The organism is Lachnospira intestinalis (assembly GCF_040095895.1).
GTDB classification, from domain to species: domain Bacteria; phylum Bacillota; class Clostridia; order Lachnospirales; family Lachnospiraceae; genus Lachnospira; species Lachnospira intestinalis.
Map to the genome: position 1 here is coordinate 236,228 of NZ_JBBMFS010000001.1, position 20,610 is coordinate 256,837.

The following is a 20,610-nucleotide window of genomic DNA, read 5'->3' on the forward strand; positions in this document are numbered from 1 at the left end:
TCATATGATAAAATAAAAGTTAGGTTTTGCAATTGGAGGAAAAGAAAATGATGAAAGAAAGACTGCATGAAATCAGAGAAAAGGCATTAGCCCAGATTAATTCCACTGATTCACTTGAAAAATTAAATGAGGTAAGAGTTTCTTTCCTGGGTAAAAAGGGAGAACTTACAGAAGTCTTAAAGGGCATGAAAGACGTTGCACCTCAGGACAGACCGGCAGTTGGACAAATCGTAAATGAAACCAGACAGGCAATTGAGGAAGTACTGGAAAACGCGAAAAAGGAACTTTCCGCAAAAATGCGTGAAGTCCAGTTAAAGAGCGAAGTGATTGATGTAACACTTCCGGCAAAGAAAAACAATGTCGGACACAGACATCCAAACACTGTTGCACTCGATGAAGTAAAGAGAATATTTGTCGGCATGGGTTATGAAGTTGTAGAAGGACCGGAAGTAGAATATGATTATTACAATTTTGAAGCGTTAAATATCCCTGCAAATCATCCGGCGAAAGATGAACAGGATACATTTTATATTAATGATAAAGTTGTACTGAGAACCCAGACTTCACCGGTTCAGGTCCGTGAAATGGAAAAAGGCAAGCTGCCGATCCGTATGATTGCGCCGGGCAGGGTATTCCGTGCAGATGAAGTCGATGCAACCCATTCTCCATGCTTCCATCAGATTGAAGGCATGGTTATTGATGAGGGTATTACATTTGCAGATTTAAAAGGAACACTGGCTGAATTCGCAAGAGAGTTATTCGGACCGGAAACAAAAGTAAAATTCCGTCCTCATCATTTTCCATTTACAGAGCCAAGTGCAGAAATGGACGTGACATGTTTTAAGTGCGGCGGTAAGGGCTGCCGTATGTGTAAGGGCGAAGGCTGGATTGAAATTCTTGGCTGTGGTATGATTCACCCGCATGTATTTGAAATGAGCGGTATTGACCAGAACAAATATACAGGATTTGCATTCGGAATCGGTTTGGAAAGAATTGCGTTGCTGAAGTATGAAATTGATGACATGAGACTTCTCTATGAAAATGACGTAAGATTCTTAAAACAGTTCTAAAAAGAACGACGGCTGTAAGACAGCAAAGAAATTGGATACGAGGAAAGGATATTGAATCATGAATACATCATTAAATTGGATTAAGGCAATGGTTCCGGGACTGGAAGTAACAGACCAGGAATTCAGGGACGCAATGACACTTTCGGGAACAAAGGTGGAAAATTTTACCGCTTTTGACAAAAATCTTGATAAAATCGTTGTCGGACAGATTGAATCGGTCGAAAAGCACCCGGATGCAGATAAGCTGGTAATCTGCCAGGTGAATGTCGGCAGTGAAACTGTTCAGATTGTAACAGGCGCACCGAATATTCCGGTGGGTTCATCAGGACAGAAAGTACCGGTTGTATTAGATGGCGGATGTGTGGCAGGTGGTCATGACGGCGGCGCACTTCCGGAAGACGGCATTAAGATTAAAAAGGGTAAGTTAAGAGGTGTAGAAAGCTTCGGTATGATGTGTGCCATTGAAGAACTCGGTTCTTCCCGTGAATTTTATCCGGATGCACCGGAAAACGGCATTTACATTTTAGGTGATGATGCACAGGTTGGAGAAGATGCCGTTCACTATCTCGGTTTAGATGATACCGTATTTGAATATGAAATTACAAACAACCGTGTAGACTGCTACAGTATTATCGGTATTGCAAGGGAAGCAGCGGCAACCTTCAGAAAGCCGTTTACACCGCCGGTTGTAACAGAAACAGGCAACGCAGAAGACATTAACGATTATGTAAAGGTTGATGTGGAAGCCACAGACCTCTGTAGCCGTTACACCGCAAGACTTGTAAAGAATATCAAGCTTGCTCCGTCACCGAAGTGGATGCAGCTCAGACTGGCATCAGCAAGTATCCGTCCGATTAACAACATCGTGGATATTACAAACTACGTTATGGAAGAATATGGTCAGCCAATGCACGCTTATGATTATGACACCCTTGCAGGCGGTAAGATTGTTGTAAGACGTGCCAAAGACGGTGAGAAGTTCATGACATTGGATGGACAGGAAAGAACACTTGATTCTGATATGCTGATGATCTGTGACGGTGAAAAGGCTGTCGGTCTTGCAGGTATCATGGGCGGTGAAAATTCCAAGATTACGGATGACGTAAAGACCATGTTATTTGAAGCTGCAACCTTTGACGGCACAAATATCAGAAAGGCAACAAAGCGCCTGGGTCTTCGTACAGATGCTTCCGGTAAGTTTGAAAAGGGCTTAGATCCTGAAAATGCACTGGCGGCAATGAACAGAGCATGCCAGTTAATCGAAGAACTTGGAGCCGGTGAAATTGTCGGCGGCGTGGTTGACGTATATCCGAATAAGAAGGAAAGAGTCAGAGTTCCGTTTGAACCGGAAAGAATCAATGCACTACTGGGTACAAATGTTTCCGTGGAAGAAATGCTTGGATACTTTAAGATGCTTGAATTAGACTATGATGAAGCAAAGCAGGAACTGATTATTCCGACGTTCCGTCAGGATTTATTAAGAACAGCGGATATTGCGGAAGAAGTTGCAAGATTTTTCGGATATGCCAATATTCCTACAACACTGCCACACGGAGCTTCTACAATGGGTAAGATTTCCTTCAAGCAGAGAGTGGAAGATGTAGCCGGAGAAATCGCACAGTTCTGCGGATTCTCACAGGCAATGACTTATTCATTTGAAAGTCCGAAGGTATTTGATAAGTTAAAGCTGGCAGCAGATGCAGAGGAAAGAAAGACAGTTGTCATTTCCAATCCGTTGGGAGAAGATTTCTCCATTATGAGAACACTGCCGTTAAACGGAATGCTGAATTCGCTTGCAATCAACTACAACCGTAGAAATAAAGATGTAAAGCTTTATGAACTGGCAAAGGTTTATGTTCCGGTAGAAGGAGAAGACCTTCCGGATGAGAGAGTACAGTTCACACTGGGCTTCTACGGCGACGGCGATTTCTTTACAATGAAGGGTGTTGTTGAAGAATTCTTAGAAAAAATCGGTATGAGTGCAAGACCGGAATATGATCCGGAAGCCGGAAAGACATTTTTACATCCGGGACGTCAGGCAGAGATTCTTTACAAAGATACTGTAATCGGTTATCTCGGTGAAGTACACCCGGATGTTGCAGACACCTATGGACTGGGCGAGAGAACATATATTGCCGTACTTGATTTACCGGAAATTTTACCGTTTGCTTCATTTGACAGAAAGTACGAAGGCATTGCAAAATTCCCTGCTGTTACAAGAGATATCAGTATGGTAATGCCAAAGACGGTACTTGTCGGTGAAGTAGAAAAGATTATTGAAAAGAGAGGCGGAAAGCTTCTTGAAAAATATAACCTGTTTGATATTTATGAAGGTGCACAGATTAAGGAAGGTTTCAAGTCCGTAGCTTATACCATTTCTTTCCGTGCAAAGGACAGAACATTAGAAGATAAAGATATCCAGCCGATTATGGAAAAGATTCTGGGAGACCTTTCCGGCATGGGCATCGAACTTCGTTCTTAATTATAAATAAAAAACAGCCCGTTCTGCGGCAGAAAAGCTAACTGCCGCGAAGCGGAAAAAGATAGAAATGGAGCAGCATATGGAATCAATGAATTTACATGATTTTTATTATGATCTGCCACAGGAGCTGATTGCACAGGACCCGCTGTCAGACCGTTCCAGTTCAAGACTGATGGTACTGGATAAAAAGACAGGGGAAATACAGCACAAAATTTTTAAAGATGTGATTGATTACTTAAATCCGGGAGATTGTCTGGTCATTAACGATACCAAGGTGATTCCGGCTAGACTGATAGGCGAAAAAGTCGGAACGGGCGCGGCAATCGAAGTGCTTTTACTTACCCGCAAGCAGGATTTAAAAGACACATGGGAAGTGCTTGTAAAGCCGGGTAAAAAGGCAAAAATCGGTACACAGATCAGCTTTGGCGGTGGAAAATTAATCGGAGAGATTGTGGATATTGTAGAAGAAGGCAATCGTATGATACAATTCACTTATGACGGTATTTTTGAAGAAATACTCGATGAACTGGGTCAGATGCCGCTTCCACCGTATATCACACACCGTCTGGAGGATAAGAACCGTTACCAGACCGTTTATGCAAAGCATGAAGGTTCTGCAGCGGCACCGACAGCGGGTCTTCATTTTACAAAAGAACTGCTGGAAAGGATACAGGAGAAGGGTATTGAAATTGCCCGTGTCACGCTGCATGTCGGACTTGGAACGTTCCGTCCGGTAAAGACAGAAAACATTCTGGAGCATCATATGCATTCAGAATTTTATACGGTGACACAGGAAGCAGCAGACAAGATTAATACGGCGCGCAAAAACGGCGGAAAGATTATTGCAGTCGGTACGACAAGTACACGTACACTGGAATCTGTCGGGACAGAAGATGGTACAGTAAAAGCCGGCAGCGGCTGGACCCAGATATTTATTTATCCGGGATATCAGTTTAAGGTTATTGACAGCCTGATTACCAATTTCCATCTGCCGGAATCCACGCTGGTGATGCTGGTTTCAGCACTGGCAGGCAGGGAACACGTTCTTGCGGCTTATGAAGAAGCAGTAAACGAAAAGTACAGGTTTTTCAGTTTTGGAGATGCTATGTTAATAAAGTAACTTAAAAGTTTACTTTTTAAGGATCATAACAGGGGGAGTACTTATGGGTGATGAAAGAAGAAGAACAAAAAGAATTGATGTAGAAGCGAATTTATCAATTCGTCCGATTACAGATCAGGATACTAAGGAAGAATTTATTGCTGTTCATGCAACGAATGTATCAAGTGGTGGAATTGCATTTAAAACAAAAGACGTTCTGCCATTACATTCTTTTTATGACATGTTGCTTGAAATGAGCGGATGTGATAAAATTGAAACCGTTATTGAAGTTGTGCGGATTGCATCACAGGACGAAGACGGCACGGAGTACGGCTGCCGTTTTGTAGGACTTGGCAAAGAAGCCCAGTTCCGTATTGATGTATTCCGTATGGTAAAAGAAAATACAAACTAAAAAAGACTGAGTAGCACAGATGATTGCGGCTGCAATTGCCGAAAGGCAGCAGGTGAGGAAAGTCCGGGCTTCACAGGGCAGGATGCCGGATAACGTCCGGTGGAGGTGACTCCAAGGCTAGTGCAACAGAAATAAACCGCCAGCATATGCTGGTAAGGGTGGAAAGGCAGTGTAAGGGACTACCGCGCGGCTGGTAACAGAAGCGGCAGATGTAAACCCCATCCGAAGCAAGACCGAATAAAAGCGATACGGCGGCCCGTCGTGCTTTAGGTAGGTTGCTTGAGCCTGCTGGTAACAGCAGGACTAGATAGATAATCATCTGATACATAACCCGGCTTATAGTGCTGCTCAGTTGTTTGTAAAAATATTTGTAAAAAGAACAGGTAAAAAATGCAGATAGAAATATCGGCAGGCACAAGTGCCGCAGAAAATGTAGGAATATGTTTTCTGCGGTGCTTTTATTATAAGAGCAAAGCTTTTAAATATTTTGGATAAAATATACAGGATTGTCCATAATACATGATAGAAGGAAACTGTAAGACTGCTGAACTTACAGCGTAACTGTTACAGTCCGCAGGACGGACTGTGGCAGACGAGAAACCGCCTTCGTGATAAAATCGCTCAGAAAGAGGTCAGTATGGATTATTTAGAGATTGAAAAGGTTATTGGACGTGAAATTATGGATTCAAGAGGCAATCCGACAGTAGAAGCGGAAGTTTATCTCGCAGACGGAACGGTTGCAAGAGGAACAGCGCCAAGCGGTGCTTCGACAGGTGAATTTGAAGCACTGGAGCTGCGTGACGGCGATAAGAGCAGATATTTGGGAAAAGGCGTACAAAAAGCCGTAGAAAATATCAATACAATTATCAACGAAGCGATAAGAGGACTGGACGCTTCTGACATTTATGCCGTTGATAAGGCAATGATTGAGGCAGACGGAACAAAGGACAAGTCCAAGCTGGGGGCAAATGCGATTCTTGCCGTATCTATTGCATGCTGCAGAGCGGCTGCGACAGCATTGGATATTCCACTGTATCGGTTCTTAGGCGGTGTCAGCGGAAACAGACTTCCGGTGCCGATGATGAATATTGTAAACGGCGGCTGTCATGCTTTATCATCAGGACTGGATGTACAGGAATTTATGGTAATGCCGGTCGGTGTGCCGTCTTTTAAAGAAGGACTGCGCTGGTGCTCGGAAGTATTTCATGCGCTGGCCTCTATTTTAAAGGAAAGAGGACTGGCAACTTCTGTCGGTGATGAAGGCGGTTTTGCACCGGCGCTTGCATCCGATGAAGAAGCTATTGAAACGATTCTTGAAGCCGTAAAAAAAGCAGGCTATGAACCGGGAAAAGATTTCATGATTGCCATGGATGCAGCTTCTTCCGAATGGAAGACCAAAGAAAAGGGAAAATACAAGCTTCCGAAAGCAGGAACAGTTTATACCTCAGAGGAATTAATTGAACACTGGAAGAAGCTGGTTGAAAAATTCCCGATTATATCGATCGAAGATGCGTTAGACGAAGAAGACTGGGAAGGCTGGAAAAAGCTGACGGCAGAACTTGGCGATAAGGTACAGCTTGTAGGTGATGATTTATTTGTAACGAATACAGAGCGTCTGTCAAAGGGTATTTCACTGGGCTGCGGCAATTCAATCCTGATTAAATTAAATCAGATTGGTTCTGTATCTGAAACACTGGAAGCTATTAAAATGGCACACGAAGCCGGTTACACAGCGATTGCATCCCATCGTTCCGGTGAAACAGAGGATACCACCATTGCAGATCTGGCAGTGGCATTAAATACCTGCCAGATTAAGACCGGTGCACCTTCGCGTTCAGAGCGTGTTGCAAAGTACAACCAGCTGTTACGTATTGAAGAACAGCTTGGCAGTGCGGCAGCTTATCCGGGAATGAGTGCTTTTAAAGTAAAAAGATGAGCTTTTATAAAAGTTGTTTACTTATGTAAAAATGCAGCGCAAAATTTACGTTGAGATTCCATGATAATTCCGCTATGATGAAAGAAAAGTAAAGAAGGTATTATAATGAAAAATCATCAGACGGAATTAACAGAAAATGAAGAACTGTGCGATTTGTACCGTAAGAAGGCGGAAGAACTGGTTTCGCAGATGACAATTGAGGAACTGGCAGACCAGACGTTAAACAGTGCGCCACCGATTGAACGGCTGAATATTAAAGGATATGACTGGTGGAATGAAGGACTGCACGGCGTGGCAAGAGCCGGTACGGCAACGGTTTTACCGCAGGCAATCGGGCTTGCGGCAGCATTTGATGAAGATTTAATGGAGCAGGTTGCCGATGCCGTGTCTACGGAAGGACGTGCCAAATTTAATATGCAGCAAAAATACGGAGATGTCGGGCGCTACAAGGGATTGACCTTCTGGGCGCCCAATATCAATATTTTCCGGGACCCAAGGTGGGGACGCGGTCATGAAACTTATGGCGAAGACCCGTATCTGACAGCGCGGCTTGGAATCCGCTACATAAAGGGCTTACAGGGACATGATGCACATTACTTAAAATCGGCGGCCTGTGTTAAGCATTTTGCGGTACATTCAGGCCCGGAGGGACTGCGGCACAGCTTTAACGCTGAGGTTACAAAAAAAGATTTGTATGAAACGTATCTTTCAGCATTTCATGCCTGTATTAAAGAGGCAAAGCCCGAAGCAGTCATGGGTGCGTATAACCGCGTAAACGGCGAGCCGTGCTGTGGCAGTAAGACCCTGCTTACAGACATTTTGCGGAATGAGTGGCATTTTAAAGGACATGTTGTGTCGGACTGTTTCGCACTGCGCGATTTTTACCAGCACCACATGGTAACAAAAGATGCCGTGGAATCGGCGGCTCTGGCGATGAATAACGGCTGTGATTTAAACTGCGGACATATGTATCTGCACCTTTCGGAAGCGGTTTCGCGCGGTATGGTTTCAGAGAGCAGACTGCGGGCGGCGGTGACGAATCTGTATACCACCCGGCTGAAGCTGGGCATGGAACAGGATAAGGAGCTGCCGGACAATCCTTACGACAAAATTCCGTATTCTGTTGTAGATTCCGTAGAAATGCGTGAATTCAACGAAAGTGTGTCAGAGAAAACGTTTGTTCTGTTAAAAAATAACGGGATTCTGCCGCTGAATCGGGAAAAACTCCGGACAATCGCAGTGATTGGACCGAATGCAGACAGCAGGAGAGCGCTTGTCGGCAATTATGAAGGGACGGCATCGCGTTACATTACAATTTCCGAGGGCATACAGGATTATGTTGGGGATTCGGTCCGGGTGCTGGTGTCCGAGGGCTGTGATTTGTATAAAGAAAACTGGAAGAAGAACCGCATTGCCGAGGTGCGTGAAATGGCAGAAATGAGCGATGTTGTCATTCTGTGTCTGGGACTGGACGCAGGTATTGAAGGTGAACAAGGCGATGCGGGCAATGATTTTGCAAGCGGCGATAAGCCGGACTTAAAGCTTCCGGGAGAGCAGAACCAGATTCTTGAAGCGGCATTAGACAGTGGAAAACCTGTCGTTGTCCTACTGTTATCGGGCAGTGCGCTGGCGGTCAACACGGCACAGGAGCGTGCCGCGGCGGTCATGCAGTGTTGGTATCCGGGTACTCAGGGCGGACGTGCGGCGGCAAGGATTTTATTTGGGGAAGTCAGCCCACAGGGACATCTGCCGGTTACATTTTATAAAAGCACGGAAGAACTGCCGGAATTTACGGATTATTCCATGAAAAACAGAACTTACCGCTATATGAAGCAGGAAGCATTGTATCCGTTTGGCTACGGACTTACTTATACTTCATTTTCGTATGATAATATGGAATGTGGCGCAGGCAGGCAGACGTTTCAGAAAATGAAAGCCGGAGAAAAAATACAGCTTCCGGTTTCGGTGCGTGTGTGCAATACCGGAAACTTTGACTGTGCCGAAACCGTTCAGGTTTATGTAAAGGCTTTGTGTGATGGCAGTCCGAATCCGCAGTTAAAGGGCTTTGGCAAAGTCTTTTTAAAGGCGGGGGAAGAAAAGCAGGTAACGGTCTGGTTATCAGAAGAGGCTTTTGAACTCTACGATGAAAATGGGCAGATCTATTTTACCGATGAGGGCTATACCGTTTATATTGGCGGAAGCCAGCCGGATACAAGAAGCCGGACATTGACAGGAACCATTCCGCTCAGGCAGAATTTATGGTCGGAAGTGGTAAATAATACTTGAATTTATAGGAAATAACGTATTTGCAGCATTGCATATGTCTGTTTTTTGCGTTTATTAAGAGTTTTATGTGTTAAATTTGTTCACACGGTGGAATTCGTGCTGCAGGCATTTCGAATTCTGTTTTTGCCGCAGGACTGGCTGGAAACAGTCTACGGTATTTCCGGTGTTAAAAATGTCTGCGGAATGGAGCTTAGGTATGAAAAATTTACAAAAGTTGCAAATGATATTTCAAAGAATCTTACTGCAACGGTAAAAAAAGGAAAAGATGCAGTATATACACTGGCAGACGGCAGTGCCAATGTCAACTCGGCAGCTGCACAGATGGCTCAGATTGTAGAAGAATCTGTGAAGTCAACGGTAACGGTGATGGATAAGGTCAATGCGGCAACAGAAGAAGTTCATAGAAACAATGAACTTGCCGGACAGCTGGAGCAGGGATTTGATAATGTGAAAGACGCTGTTAATAAGGGAAATGCAGCAGTTGAAGAGGCGAAAAGCACTATAATGTCTGTTGAAAATACAGTTGGCGCTGCGCACAAGACGACCGGTGCACTGCTGACCGAAATGAAACATATTACAGATATTCTCGGGGAAATTAATTCCATTGCATCACAGACCAATCTGTTATCACTCAATGCTTCAATTGAAGCAGCAAGAGCAGGCGAACACGGAAAAGGATTTGCCGTGGTTGTAGATGAAATCCGTGCCTTATCAGAAGAAAGTGCAAAATCAGCAGGTAATATCCAGGATATATTAAAATGGCTTACCGATATGACAAAGCAGGTAGATGAAGAAATTACAACCGGTACGAATGCAGCGGCAGAAAGCGTTACAACGATTAACGGTCTGCTCGGATATTTTGAAAATATCAATCATGCAACCAATGATGCGAGTAGTATTGTAAGTGAAGAATATGATATTATTGAAAATATCAAAGAAAGTTTTGAAATAAATAAATAAAAAGAATATAATTAAAATATAAAAAAACAGTTAAAGGGGTGTTGGTATTGAATAATCTGATTGAGTTTTTGAAGCAGGAAGGTGTTTCAGCACAGCTTGTAGAAGAAGTCCGGCATTATTCAGAAGAACATACTGTAGATGAAGCATTAAAAAAACGTATTCCTGTACCACATTTTCATTATTATGGCAATAAGGTATGGGAAGAGGCTCTTGCAGTGCTTCTGTGTGGCAGAAATCTTTTGCTGGCAGGAGAGAAGGCAACGGGAAAAAATGTGCTTGCACAGAATCTTGCAGCAGTTTTTGAACGTCCGGCATGGGATATTTCCTTCCATGTTAATATGGATGCGGCTGCGCTGATAGGTTCTGATACATTTCGCGATGGCAGGGTTACATTCAGACCCGGACCGGTGTATTGTTGTGCACAAAGCGGCGGCTTTGGGATTCTCGATGAAATCAATATGGCAAGGAATGAAGCACTTGCAGTCTTACATTCTGTACTTGATTTCAGACGTGTAATTGATGTTCCAGGATATGACAGGATAGAGGTTGCAGATGATACACGTTTTATTGCTACGATGAATTATAATTATGCAGGTACAAGGGAATTAAATGAGGCACTTGCCTCAAGATTTGTAGTTATACAGATGCCGCCACTGGCAAAGGAAGATCTTGAGAGACTGTTAAAGGATCAGTTCCCTTCACTGGTTACTAAGTATAACAAACAGTTTGCACTTTTATTTAATGAACTTCAGAAAAAATGTGAAAATGGTGAACTTACAGAGAAAGCTTTGGATCTGCGTGGATTAATTGATGCTATAAGTCTTATAAAAAAGGGTATTCCAATCAGGGATGCATTGGATCTTGGAATTACCAATAAGATATTTGACAGCTATGAAAAAGAGCTTATACGTGATGTCATAGCTTCAAGGTTTCCCTTAAAGCTGCATAATACGGAGGTGTTTGAATAATGCGTACCATTTCTTATACTGCTAAGGAAAGACGGGCTGCTAATCAGGTATGGAATGCGGCGGAACGCTATAATTTTGATCCATTGTTTCTGGCTGTTGAAACAGGGGATTTAGATTCAGATTTATATATGAATCTTATAATTGGACTGGCATATAAGTATTATGGTGAAAAGGCAATCAGCACTTTATTTGGTTATTGGAACGGAGATATCAGTCAGGCTATGCTGGATGATCTGACATGGCTTTATCTGGAACATGTACTGTATACAGAGGAAGCATTAAAACGTCCGTCTATGACTGATCTACGGGTTTATTATGGAAAGGCTTTTTTTGCAGGTGAATATAAGCTGTCTAGGCAGGAGTGGATGAGCAAAAACCGGCTTGTATATAATATGCAGTCAGCCAGATGGAGCAGTGTGTCAGGGAAAAAGAAGGTTCTGCTGACACCAAATGAACAAAAGCTGTATGCAGAACTGACACCACAGATAATGCCTGAAACAGACCGGTTGATAGATACTGTGCTGGCAATTTATCGCAAATTTAATCTTTTTGATGGCGTAAAACATGAAAAAAAAGCGTTACGACTGCATTTTACAGGGGCATTTGCCCGGATAATGACAAGAATAATGCCAGTCAGCTCTGTAAGAAATAATCATGTAATGGTTATGCGTTCTTCTGAGGCGGACAATATGACTGGTGGAGCAGCTTACAGTAAAAAGAAAGATAATATAACATATAAGAAAGAAAATGATGACTGCTCTTATATTGAGAATTGTTTTGGAAGATCTGTTATATCAGAGCAGACTCTTACTAAAATAGAAAAAGAACTGTGTACAGGCAGTCATACAGGATGCCATTTATGGTTTACTGATGGAAAATATATAACAAAGAAAAATATACCGAAGGAATTTCTTCATTTAAGAGAACAGTCACAGCTGCAGGTTGAAAGAAATCATTCATATTATAATAAAAATGTACGGCTTTATGATAGTCTTATTGCACATATGGTTGAACAAATCCGTAATAGCGAATATATAAGTCAGAAGACAGATGTAATATCAGGGCAGAGCGGAAGGCTTGATACAACTAAAGTATGGCGTGCAGAATATATAGAAGATAACAGGATTTTTCACACATATGAGGATGATAATCAACCGTCCTTTACAGTGGATCTGCTTCTTGATGCATCTGCTTCAAGGCTTCAGTATCAGGAAATGCTTGCTGCGCAGGGAGTAATTATTGCCAAAAGCCTCGTGGAATGTAATATACCGGTCAGGGTAACAAGATTTTGCAGTGTCAGAGGATATACAGTTTTTCATATATTGAAGTCTTTTAGGGATAAGAAATGCGACAATATTTTCAATTATTATGCTGCCGGTTGGAATCGTGATGGTCTTGCTTTTCGGGGAATTGGTAAAATCCTTGATATGAACCCGGGGGTGGCTGACAGGCACCTTGTGATTATTTTAACAGATGCTGCGCCTAATGACAGCCAGCGTATTCTGCCATCACAGGACAGCCCGTTTGGGCATGATTATAGCGACGATATTTCTGTTAATGATGCAGCCAATGAGGTACGTGCACTGCGTGATAAAGGAATACATGTATCAGCTGTTTTTATGGGAAATGATGCGGCGGCCAATAGCGCAGAAAAGATATATAGAAAAGAATTTACAAGAATACGTCGTATTGATGAGCTGGCAAAGGCGGCAGGAAGACTTATACAAAAAGAGATTCAGTCGTTGACAAGATAATTGCAAATGTGTATATGATTAGGAATGGAGATAATAGGGTGTGGGTATTTTATATTTTTAATATAATTGTGAAAAATGTATATATACATAAAATGACAACTAATATAAAATAAAAAAACAAAAGAAATGGAGAATGTAATGTACTGTAAAAATTGCGGAATGAAACTGGAGAATGGGGCTAAGTTCTGCGGCAGATGTGGAATGCCAGTCGATAATGAGATTTTTGAAACAGGAAGAAATGGAGACGCTGGTAGCAACTTCTGAAGAAAATTCAGCAACCATTCAGAGTATTTCGGAAACGATTGCTGCACAGAATAACTCTGTAAAAGACATTTTAACGGAAATTGATGAAATTGCCGGAGTTTCAACAAAGTTGGAAGAACACTTTGACATGGAACAGGCACAGTGTGAATAGATTATAAATCAAAGAAGCTGTTATCTGATATATGCAGATAACAGCTTCTAATTATTTAAATTTTAAATTTACAGTCCGATATAACGATAATCGGAGCATTTAGCGGGTATATTTTTCTTCACAGTATTTACAGCGGTATACCTGATTTTCTTCGTCTGTCAGAATAAAAATGTGCTTTAATTCCTGTTCGATAGAAGTAATACAGCGAGGATTTTTACACTTAATCACATTTGTAATCTTTTTTGGAAGTGAAAGACGTTTCTTTTCAACAATTTTACCGTCTTTAATAATATTGACTGTGATGTTGTGATCAATAAAACCAAGTACATCCAGGTCTACCAAATCGAGTCCGCCTTCGATTTTGATAATATCTTTTTTACCCATTTTATTACTGCGGGCATTTTTAATGATAGCTACACAGCAGTCGAGCTTGTCCAGTCCGAGATTGTTATAAATCATCATGGCTTTGCCGGCTTCGATGTGGTCCAATACAAAGCCTTCGTTTAATCCGCCTATATTTAACATAAAGTCCTCCGTTCTGCCGTATCCGCGGCATGATTTTTGATGTGTCAGAAATTTAAACTGTTTTGTCCAGTCCGAGCAGTGTCAGAATCAGCGCCATTCGTACATAGACACCGAACTGTACCTGCTTAAAGTAAGCCGCGCGCGGGTCGTCATCAATTTCTACGGAAATTTCATTGACACGCGGAAGCGGGTGCAGTACATACATATTGTCCTTTGCAGCAGCCATTTTTTCTTTGTTAAGAATATAAAAATCCTTCATTCTTAAATATTCGTCTTCGCTGAAAAAACGTTCCTTCTGGACACGTGTCATGTAGAGAATATCAAGCTGTGGTATAACGTCTTCTAAGCGTTCAACTTCTTCAAATTCCACATTGTTATGAATCAGGACATCTTCGCGGATATAATCCGGCACACGCAGTTCTTTCGGGGAAATAAGAATAAATTTCACATTCTTATAGCGAATCAGGGAGCGGATCAGAGAATGAACCGTACGCCCAAACTTCAGATCGCCGCACAGACCAATCGTAAAATTATCCAAAGAACCACGCAGTTCGCGAATCGTCATCAGATCTGTTAAAGTCTGGGTTGGATGTTGATGACCGCCATCCCCTGCGTTAATCACCGGAATCCCGGATTTCTCAGCGGCAACCATAGGAGCACCTTCCTTTGGATGGCGCATAGCGCAGATATCTGCATAACATGAAATAACCCGAATCGTATCAGAAACGCTTTCACCTTTAGAAGCAGAGCTGGAATCGGCAGAAGAAAAGCCGAGAACAGAACCACCAAGATTAATCATGGCTGCCTCAAAACTAAGGCGGGTTCTAGTACTCGGTTCATAAAATAAAGTGGCAAGTTTTTTACCGTCACAGCAATGGCTGAACTTTTCAGGATTCTTTGCAATGCGGCTTGCGAGGTTTAGTAAATCTTCAGTTTCATCTACGCTTAAATCAAGCGGACTAAGTAAATGTTTCATGATATTCCTCCTTGTAATCTACTGTTCACTATTCTACTACGAAATCCTGCAATTCTCAATTGTTATTTGTAAAATAATATGGTAAAATGTGAAATAGCAGTGAGCTGTGCAAAACGAATTATAAAAAAAGTCTGTGGGAGCTTGCTCACAAAAGACTTTTTTTATAATTCGTTTTATAGGGCGAACGCCCGTCATGAGTAATCTGAAAGATTACGAATGGCACAGCGCCAACCTCAAGCAAACTTTGCGGGGAGTGCCACAAAAAAGCCAAAGCATAGTGGGGGCATCACCACAAGCAAACAAGTGAACTTTAGTTCACAACGTTTGCGGGAACAGACACCAAGGCGCCCTAATCAATCACACAGCTCACACCATCACACGTTCAACAGGGAGGAAATAAAAAATGTCTAAAATAATCCTTACAGGAGACAGACCGACAGGAAGACTTCATTTAGGACATTATGTAGGTTCATTAAAAAGACGAGTAGAATTACAAAACTCAGGAGAGTTTGATAAAATCTTTATCATGATAGCAGATGCACAGGCATTAACTGATAATGCGGACAATCCGGAAAAGGTTCGTCAGAATATTATCGAAGTTGCATTAGACTATTTATCCGTAGGCATCGACCCGGCAAAGACCAATATCTTTATCCAGTCACAGATTTCACAGCTTACGGAATTAACATTTTACTATATGAATCTGGTAACCGTATCCAGATTACAGAGAAATCCGACTGTAAAGTCAGAAATCCAGATGAGAAATTTTGAAGCCAGCATTCCGGTGGGCTTTTTTACCTATCCAATCAGCCAGGCAGCAGATATTACGGCATTTAAAGCAACAACAGTGCCGGTAGGCGAGGATCAGGAACCAATGCTTGAACAGGCAAGGGAAATCGTCAGAAAGTTTAACGCAGTATACGGCGAAACCTTAATCGAGCCGCAGATTCTTCTGCCGGACAACAAGGCATGTTTCCGGCTTCCGGGTACAGACGGCAAAGCCAAGATGAGTAAGTCCCTCGGCAACTGTATTTATCTTTCAGATACACCGGAAGATGTAAAGAAAAAAGTTATGAGTATGTATACAGACCCTGATCATATCCGTGTGGAAGATCCGGGTAAGATTGAAGGCAACTGCGTATTTACGTATCTGGATGCGTTCAGTACGGAAGAAGATTTCAAGGAATTCTTACCGGATTATAAGAATCTGGACGAACTCAAAGAGCATTACCAGCGCGGTGGCTTAGGTGATGTCAAGGTAAAGAAATTCTTAAACAACGTGCTTCAGAAGCAGTTAGAACCAATTCGTCAGAGAAGACATGAGTACGAAAAAGACATTCCGGAGGTATATCATATCTTACAGGAAGGTACAAAGGTGGCTTTCGCAGAAGCACAGCAGACTTTAAATGAGGTCAAAGCGGCAATGAAAATCAATTACTTTGATGATGCAGAACTGATTAAAGTCCAGTCCGAAAAGTACAGCCGTGCAGACTAAAAGTGCAGATAAAAGATTACAAAGATGTAAAATACTAAATGAATAAAAGCGGCAGTCTGAAATGAGCCATTCGGATATTTCAGACTGCCGCTTTCCTGCTCTGGCTGTCAGAATCAGAAACGAATTTATGAAAGTTTCTTTATTACTAAATTATTTGGTCTGGAAATCTTTAATTCCGGTCCGTTCATGACAATCAGTCCCTTGTCAAAATGAATGGTAAAAATTGTAATAGAATTTCCTTCATTATTCATGGACAAAATATGCTTATCATCCGGGAACATGCTGATATACTTTGGATAATCACCGCTTACAGGCAGAGAGGAGAGGGTATAGAGTTCCCCTGTTTCCTTGTTAACCTTGTAAATGGTTACAGTATTATCGCCTGCATTTGAGCAGAGACAGTTGTTACCGTCATTTGAAAAAATCAGATTGGCGGCGGCGCTGTTGGATTTGTGGCTCTTGCGCAGGGTGAAAATATTCTGTACAAATTCAAAACGGCCTTTTTCGCCCGAATTGTGGTAAGAATATACATTAATATAATTTTTTAATTCACATACGACATAGGCAAATCTGCCGTCCGGGCTGAAAGTCATCTGACGCGGTGCAGATTCTAACTGGGAACGGATAATGTCGTACAGCTTTAATTTACCGGTTGTATGGTTAAATTCATAAATTTTAATCTGATCAATGCCCAAATCACACACACATAAAAGTTCTTCGTCCGGGGTAAAGACAGAACTGCTTACATGCGGACGGAAATTGCGTTCGGCAACACTGCCGATACCTTTATGAAAAACTTCATCGGTAATTTTACCGACAGAGCCGTCTTCATTGATATGTAATACGGTGATTTTTCCATCGTGGTAGCCGGAAACGATTAAAAATGTATCCTGTTTATTTAAAGTCAGATGGCACCCGCGCATACCATTAATGGTATGAACATTGATTAAAGTTAAATCACCGTCTGCTTCGATTTTGTAAGCGGCAACACCGCGGTCACAGATAGAATATAAAAATTTTCCGCTGTGGGATAATACCAGATAAGAAGGATTGTCAATCTGGACTTCCTTTCGCTCCGTAATTCTTCCCTTTTCTACATCCATATCGTAAATATGGATTCCTTTGCTGGATTCATGCGTATAGCTTCCGGCATATGCAACATATTTATCACTCATAACCTTCTCCAATTCTCCAGCCGGCAAGCATCAGCTTATGTCTGCCGGCTGGCAATACAAAATATACCTATATTTGATGTTGGAATCCCAAGTTTCCAACTCTGATATCTACGGATTGTTCCGTGCTGCGCACTCTCACAATCCTACCCAATATTCGCATATCGTGGGACTGTCATCCCACTTTTATGCTCATATTGGGGTGGGTTGCAAGGTATTTCACCCACCTATGAGCAAGCTCATGTGGGTGAAATACTTTGCAGCCCTGATATCATATATTTTAAGGCATAGAGAAAATGTTTTCAATGTTTATGTGCATTTATTTATGATTTTTTCGACATTTACTTCTACCAGAACGGCATCCGGACCGATACAGCGCACACAGGAAAACGGAATGACATATTCGATTTCCCGCCCGAAAAGGCAGAACAGTTTTCCGGGACCGGGAACAATCAGCGATTGAATGCAGCCTGTACATTCATTGAATTCAACGTCTGCCACACAGCCTAAAATTTTGCAGTCACAGGTATTGATAACCTGCTTGTTATGCAGTTCACAGATTCGCATAAAAACTCCGTTGGAAAGCTCTGTGTTATTATATGCAAAAATAAGTGAAAAATCCTTAAAACTATGAGAGGTATTTTTTCATGGATTTGAGTGCGTTTTTTTCAAGGCGGCTGACCTGTGCCTGTGAAATACCGATTTCTTCTGCGGTTTCCATCTGGGTTTTACACTCAAAAAAGCGCATGTTGATAATGCGGCGTTCGCGCGTATCGAGGTGTTCCATAGCTTCATGCAGGGCGATATGCTGTACCCAGTTTTCTTCTTTGTTTTTTTTGTCACTGACCTGATCCATAATATAAAGCGTGTCGCCACCCTCGGAGTAGACCGGTTCATATAAGGAAACCGGCGACTGGATAGCTTCCATGGCGAGAACAATATCTTCTTTGGATACGCCGATTTCATCGGCAATTTCTGTTACGGTCGGTTCTTTCTGATGTTGTCTGGTAAGGGCTTCTTTCGTGTAAATGGCTTTATATGCAGTGTCACGCAGAGAACGGCTGACACGGATTGGATTGCTGTCCCGCAGGTACCGTTTAATTTCCCCAATAATCATGGGTATTGCGTTAAAGAAGTGCTAATGCCGTATTTATCACGATTTTTAAACATGAATTATTTGAATATGTCGCTAAAGTGTCGTTTTGATGTCGCTTTTAGCGTCTTTTTTTATGCCAAAATGTAATTGTAAGGAGGAAGCGCTTATGTTTTCAGACGAAGTTTTAGAGAAGATTTTTGCAAGAAAAGAATTACAAAGCTTACCTCTGCAAGTTCAGTCAAGCATAATCCATGCGATTGAAAATGTTTTAGAGGAGGACAGCAAAAATGCAGATAAACAATCCGTATCAGCAACCGGCAATGAATTATAATCCAGGATATGCCGCATATCAGTACAATCCTATGGCAAATATGCAGAGATACCAACAGCCGGATACGCAAATTCAACAGCAGATTTCACAATTTCAGCAACAACAGCAGGTAATCGGCATAAACGGCAAGATTGTAGCGGCAGTTGAAAATATTACCGCAAATGATGTGCCTATGGACGGTTCAGTTGCCTTTTTCCCAAAGCAGGATTTGTCGGAAATCTATGTAAAAGGTTGGAACGCAGACGGAACAATCAGAACGATTGTGTATAAGCCTTATACAGAGCCTTCAAACAATACAGCGGTAAATTCTATGGGCGGCACAGAAAAATCAAAATTTGACCTATCAGAGGAAAGCACAGAGGTATTAATGAACAGGTTTGATAGTTTGGAAAATAGATTAAGTGAAATCGAGCAGTTTATGACGACTAAAACATCGGCAAAAAGCACGGCTAAATCAAAAAATAGCCCAAAGCAGGACGGTGGGGGTGAAGATGAATGAATCCAGTTGAGCTTATTCGATTAATAAAAAGCGGCAATCCGCAACAGGTCCTTTCACAAATGATGAATAGCAATCCTCAAATATCAAACAATCCTATGGCTAAAAATGCCATTCAGATGTACCAAAACGGGGACACGCAGGGGTTGAAGATGTTGGCAGAAAATCTTTGCCGTGAACAGGGAATTACAACCGATGAAGCAAAACAGCGAGTTTTAAGTATTTTTAATCGTTAGTACATTTTGGGTTGTGCGCACATAATAACCGGTTATCCCATTTGTAAATATATTTCAATGGAGGTAAACAAAATGTTTAACACAGGTGCAATGCCTAGTCTTGCTGATATTGCGGCAGTAACGGGCAATAAAAATGACGGTGGCTGGGGCGACGGCAACGGCTGGTGGGTTCTTATTATTCTTTTTGCTATTTTTGGCGGCTGGGGCAACGGCGGCTGGGGTGGTAATGGTGCAAATGGCGGTGCAATGCCTTATGCTACGAGCGCATTAACGCAGGCAGATTTACAGAGAGGATTTGATACACAGTCAATCGTGTCAAAGCTTGATGGAATCTCAAACGGACTGTGTGATGGCTTCTATGCTGTCAATAATGGTATGCTCACAGGCTTTAATGGCATTAATACCAATATCTTACAGACCGGATTTGGTATCCAGCAGGCTATCAATGCCGACACTGTAGCAAATATGCAGAATACAAATGCATTACAATCACAGCTTGCTAATTGTTGCTGTGAAACGAGAGAAGCCATTCAGGGTGTAAATTACAACATGGCACAGAATACTTGTGCATTACAGAATACAATGAATAGTAATACACGAGATATTATCGACAGCCAAAATGCAGGAACAAGAGCCATTCTTGATTATCTCTGCAATGAGAAAATTTCCAGCTTACAGGCAGAAAACAACGATTTACGCAGAGCGGCTTCACAGGATAGACAGAGTGCATTACTTACTACTGCAATGGCTTCGCAGACACAGCAGATTATTAATGCAGTCAATCCGGCGCCGATTCCGGCATATCAGGTGCCGAACCCTAATGTATATTACGGTTGTGGTTGCAATAGCGGTTGCGGCTGCTAATTTACTAAATAATCAAGTATCTTAATCAAATTGAGTT

At 42.1% G+C, this 20,610-nt stretch carries 20 protein-coding genes, 1 other RNA gene and 1 pseudogene; 17 read left to right on the plus strand and 5 right to left on the minus strand.

The features are described 5' to 3' along the window. Positions 1 to 50: 50 nt before the first annotated feature. The 12 genes from pheS (at position 51) to WMO37_RS01025 (ending at position 13,382) form a co-directional block, all read left to right on the plus strand. Positions 51 to 1,070, plus strand: coding sequence for a phenylalanine--tRNA ligase subunit alpha (pheS, locus tag WMO37_RS00975; RefSeq protein WP_227089792.1), 1,020 nt, complete (start codon positions 51 to 53; stop codon positions 1,068 to 1,070). Positions 1,071 to 1,128: 58 nt separating this feature from the next. Continuing rightward, positions 1,129 to 3,552, plus strand: coding sequence for a phenylalanine--tRNA ligase subunit beta (gene pheT / locus WMO37_RS00980; RefSeq protein ID WP_349154043.1), 2,424 nt, complete (start codon positions 1,129 to 1,131; stop codon positions 3,550 to 3,552). A gap of 88 nt (positions 3,553 to 3,640) precedes the next feature. Beyond that, positions 3,641 to 4,672 carry a tRNA preQ1(34) S-adenosylmethionine ribosyltransferase-isomerase QueA gene (gene queA / locus WMO37_RS00985; protein WP_349154227.1) on the plus strand — a complete coding sequence of 344 codons (1,032 nt, stop codon included), beginning with the start codon at positions 3,641 to 3,643 and terminating at the stop codon, positions 4,670 to 4,672. 43 nt (positions 4,673 to 4,715) lie between these two features. After that, positions 4,716 to 5,063, plus strand: a complete 348-nt coding sequence (locus WMO37_RS00990) for a PilZ domain-containing protein (RefSeq protein ID WP_349154044.1) — start codon at positions 4,716 to 4,718, stop codon at positions 5,061 to 5,063. 7 nt (positions 5,064 to 5,070) lie between these two features. Continuing rightward, an RNA gene (gene rnpB, locus WMO37_RS00995) (RNase P RNA component class A) lies at positions 5,071 to 5,418 on the plus strand. Between the two features lie 282 nt (positions 5,419 to 5,700). After that, complete coding sequence (gene eno / locus WMO37_RS01000; RefSeq protein WP_349154045.1) at positions 5,701 to 6,999, plus strand: phosphopyruvate hydratase; 1,299 nt, start codon at positions 5,701 to 5,703, stop codon at positions 6,997 to 6,999. Positions 7,000 to 7,104: 105 nt separating this feature from the next. Further along, positions 7,105 to 9,285 (plus strand): glycoside hydrolase family 3 C-terminal domain-containing protein, encoded by a 2,181-nt coding sequence (locus WMO37_RS01005; protein WP_349154046.1) that lies wholly within the window; start codon positions 7,105 to 7,107, stop codon positions 9,283 to 9,285. A 96-nt stretch (positions 9,286 to 9,381) separates the two neighbouring features. Beyond that, positions 9,382 to 10,245, plus strand: coding sequence for a methyl-accepting chemotaxis protein (locus tag WMO37_RS01010; protein WP_022432737.1), 864 nt, complete (start codon positions 9,382 to 9,384; stop codon positions 10,243 to 10,245). Positions 10,246 to 10,292: 47 nt separating this feature from the next. Beyond that, a complete protein-coding gene (locus tag WMO37_RS01015; RefSeq protein ID WP_227089590.1) occupies positions 10,293 to 11,213 on the plus strand; it encodes an AAA family ATPase in 921 nt (306 codons plus the stop codon). Then, positions 11,213 to 12,967: a vWA domain-containing protein gene (locus WMO37_RS01020; protein WP_227089591.1), complete on the plus strand. Its 1,755-nt coding sequence runs from the start codon at positions 11,213 to 11,215 to the stop codon at positions 12,965 to 12,967. The genes WMO37_RS01015 and WMO37_RS01020 overlap by 1 nt, the downstream gene beginning before the upstream one ends. A 159-nt stretch (positions 12,968 to 13,126) precedes the next feature. Further along, the gene (locus tag WMO37_RS14875) at positions 13,127 to 13,231 is read left to right on the plus strand and encodes a hypothetical protein (RefSeq protein ID WP_369426203.1); all 105 of its coding nucleotides are present in this window, start codon (positions 13,127 to 13,129) and stop codon (positions 13,229 to 13,231) included. Then, on the plus strand, positions 13,206 to 13,382 hold the full coding sequence (locus WMO37_RS01025; protein ID WP_227089593.1) for a hypothetical protein: 177 nt from the start codon (positions 13,206 to 13,208) through the stop codon (positions 13,380 to 13,382). Before WMO37_RS14875 ends, WMO37_RS01025 begins: the two co-directional genes overlap by 26 nt. Before the next feature lie 99 nt (positions 13,383 to 13,481). Here WMO37_RS01025 and WMO37_RS01030 read toward each other — a convergent pair whose 3' ends face one another. Further along, complete coding sequence (locus tag WMO37_RS01030) at positions 13,482 to 13,907, minus strand: aspartate carbamoyltransferase regulatory subunit (RefSeq protein ID WP_022433214.1); 426 nt, start codon at positions 13,905 to 13,907, stop codon at positions 13,482 to 13,484. A gap of 52 nt (positions 13,908 to 13,959) precedes the next feature. Continuing rightward, positions 13,960 to 14,883 (minus strand): aspartate carbamoyltransferase, encoded by a 924-nt coding sequence (gene pyrB, locus WMO37_RS01035; protein WP_349154048.1) that lies wholly within the window; start codon positions 14,881 to 14,883, stop codon positions 13,960 to 13,962. A gap of 403 nt (positions 14,884 to 15,286) precedes the next feature. On the opposite strand from pyrB, the gene trpS reads away from it, so the two are divergent. Next, complete coding sequence (trpS, locus tag WMO37_RS01040) at positions 15,287 to 16,378, plus strand: tryptophan--tRNA ligase (RefSeq protein ID WP_022433216.1); 1,092 nt, start codon at positions 15,287 to 15,289, stop codon at positions 16,376 to 16,378. 125 nt (positions 16,379 to 16,503) lie between these two features. On the opposite strand, the gene WMO37_RS01045 is transcribed toward trpS, so the two are convergent. The 3 genes and pseudogenes from WMO37_RS01045 to WMO37_RS01055 all read right to left on the minus strand — a co-directional run. Beyond that, a complete protein-coding gene (locus WMO37_RS01045; protein ID WP_349154049.1) occupies positions 16,504 to 17,553 on the minus strand; it encodes a lactonase family protein in 1,050 nt (349 codons plus the stop codon). A 306-nt stretch (positions 17,554 to 17,859) separates the two neighbouring features. Continuing rightward, the gene (locus tag WMO37_RS01050; protein WP_022433218.1) at positions 17,860 to 18,117 is read right to left on the minus strand and encodes a PRC-barrel domain-containing protein; all 258 of its coding nucleotides are present in this window, start codon (positions 18,115 to 18,117) and stop codon (positions 17,860 to 17,862) included. A gap of 61 nt (positions 18,118 to 18,178) precedes the next feature. Beyond that, positions 18,179 to 18,676 (minus strand): annotated as a pseudogene (locus tag WMO37_RS01055) (sigma-70 family RNA polymerase sigma factor); the annotation flags it as partial. A 136-nt stretch (positions 18,677 to 18,812) separates the two neighbouring features. Here WMO37_RS01055 and WMO37_RS01060 point away from each other — a divergent pair. The 4 genes from WMO37_RS01060 (at position 18,813) to WMO37_RS01075 (ending at position 20,573) form a co-directional block, all read left to right on the plus strand. After that, a complete protein-coding gene (locus WMO37_RS01060; RefSeq protein WP_349154050.1) occupies positions 18,813 to 18,977 on the plus strand; it encodes a hypothetical protein in 165 nt (54 codons plus the stop codon). Continuing rightward, complete coding sequence (locus tag WMO37_RS01065; protein ID WP_349154051.1) at positions 18,934 to 19,476, plus strand: hypothetical protein; 543 nt, start codon at positions 18,934 to 18,936, stop codon at positions 19,474 to 19,476. The genes WMO37_RS01060 and WMO37_RS01065 overlap by 44 nt, the downstream gene beginning before the upstream one ends. Continuing rightward, a complete protein-coding gene (locus tag WMO37_RS01070) occupies positions 19,473 to 19,709 on the plus strand; it encodes a hypothetical protein (RefSeq protein WP_349154052.1) in 237 nt (78 codons plus the stop codon). The genes WMO37_RS01065 and WMO37_RS01070 overlap by 4 nt, the downstream gene beginning before the upstream one ends. Positions 19,710 to 19,781: 72 nt before the next feature. Continuing rightward, positions 19,782 to 20,573 carry a hypothetical protein gene (locus WMO37_RS01075; protein ID WP_349154053.1) on the plus strand — a complete coding sequence of 264 codons (792 nt, stop codon included), beginning with the start codon at positions 19,782 to 19,784 and terminating at the stop codon, positions 20,571 to 20,573. Positions 20,574 to 20,610: the final 37 nt, after the last annotated feature.

What these genes read in the sequence shown, in the direction of transcription:
- pheS (WP_227089792.1), top strand. Translation starts at nt 51, where the DNA reads ATGAAAGAAAGACTGCATGAAATCAGAGAAAAGGCATTAGCCCAGATT.
- pheT (WP_349154043.1), top strand. Translation starts at nt 1,129, where the DNA reads ATGAATACATCATTAAATTGGATTAAGGCAATGGTTCCGGGACTGGAA.
- queA (WP_349154227.1), top strand. Translation starts at nt 3,641, where the DNA reads ATGAATTTACATGATTTTTATTATGATCTGCCACAGGAGCTGATTGCA.
- WMO37_RS00990 (WP_349154044.1), top strand. Translation starts at nt 4,716, where the DNA reads ATGGGTGATGAAAGAAGAAGAACAAAAAGAATTGATGTAGAAGCGAAT.
- eno (WP_349154045.1), top strand. Translation starts at nt 5,701, where the DNA reads ATGGATTATTTAGAGATTGAAAAGGTTATTGGACGTGAAATTATGGAT.
- WMO37_RS01005 (WP_349154046.1), top strand. Translation starts at nt 7,105, where the DNA reads ATGAAAAATCATCAGACGGAATTAACAGAAAATGAAGAACTGTGCGAT.
- WMO37_RS01020 (WP_227089591.1), top strand. Translation starts at nt 11,213, where the DNA reads ATGCGTACCATTTCTTATACTGCTAAGGAAAGACGGGCTGCTAATCAG.
- WMO37_RS14875 (WP_369426203.1), top strand. Translation starts at nt 13,127, where the DNA reads ATGAAACTGGAGAATGGGGCTAAGTTCTGCGGCAGATGTGGAATGCCA.
- WMO37_RS01025 (WP_227089593.1), top strand. Translation starts at nt 13,206, where the DNA reads ATGGAGACGCTGGTAGCAACTTCTGAAGAAAATTCAGCAACCATTCAG.
- WMO37_RS01030 (WP_022433214.1), bottom strand. Translation starts at nt 13,907, where the DNA reads ATGTTAAATATAGGCGGATTAAACGAAGGCTTTGTATTGGACCACATC.
- pyrB (WP_349154048.1), bottom strand. Translation starts at nt 14,883, where the DNA reads ATGAAACATTTACTTAGTCCGCTTGATTTAAGCGTAGATGAAACTGAA.
- trpS (WP_022433216.1), top strand. Translation starts at nt 15,287, where the DNA reads ATGTCTAAAATAATCCTTACAGGAGACAGACCGACAGGAAGACTTCAT.
- WMO37_RS01045 (WP_349154049.1), bottom strand. Translation starts at nt 17,553, where the DNA reads ATGAGTGATAAATATGTTGCATATGCCGGAAGCTATACGCATGAATCC.
- WMO37_RS01050 (WP_022433218.1), bottom strand. Translation starts at nt 18,117, where the DNA reads ATGCGAATCTGTGAACTGCATAACAAGCAGGTTATCAATACCTGTGAC.
- WMO37_RS01060 (WP_349154050.1), top strand. Translation starts at nt 18,813, where the DNA reads ATGTTTTCAGACGAAGTTTTAGAGAAGATTTTTGCAAGAAAAGAATTA.
- WMO37_RS01065 (WP_349154051.1), top strand. Translation starts at nt 18,934, where the DNA reads ATGCAGATAAACAATCCGTATCAGCAACCGGCAATGAATTATAATCCA.
- WMO37_RS01070 (WP_349154052.1), top strand. Translation starts at nt 19,473, where the DNA reads ATGAATCCAGTTGAGCTTATTCGATTAATAAAAAGCGGCAATCCGCAA.
- WMO37_RS01075 (WP_349154053.1), top strand. Translation starts at nt 19,782, where the DNA reads ATGTTTAACACAGGTGCAATGCCTAGTCTTGCTGATATTGCGGCAGTA.